Source organism: Streptomyces sp. GbtcB7 (assembly GCF_019091445.1).
GTDB classification, from domain to species: Bacteria; Actinomycetota; Actinomycetes; order Streptomycetales; family Streptomycetaceae; genus Streptomyces; species Streptomyces mirabilis.
Genome location: NZ_JAGXJM010000741.1, coordinates 1 through 231, shown reverse-complemented (window position 1 = coordinate 231; position 231 = coordinate 1). Strand labels below are relative to the sequence as shown.

Annotated in this window: 1 pseudogene; it reads right to left on the bottom strand. The window is 77.1% G+C overall.

Annotated features, from left to right (window positions below):
- Nucleotides 1-227 (bottom strand): annotated as a pseudogene (locus KVT44_RS57415) (hypothetical protein); the annotation flags it as partial.
- Nucleotides 228-231: the final 4 nt, after the last annotated feature.

Sequence of the window (231 nt, the reverse complement as noted above, 5' to 3'; positions counted from 1 at the left end):
TCCCGCAGGGGGACCAGCTCGTCGCGAGCGGTGGCGAGCCGCATCACGCCGTGCCGGTGCCCGGTGCCGGAGTCGTCCACGTATCCGCGCGGCAGCACGAACTCGAACGCGGTGCGCAGCGGTTGCGCGGCTGCAGCGGGGGCCGGGGCCGAAGCCGGAGCAGCGGTCTGCTCCGGCCCCGGTCCGGCGAGGGCCGCGGCCCCCGCCCTGGGAGCCGAACGGCGCATTACT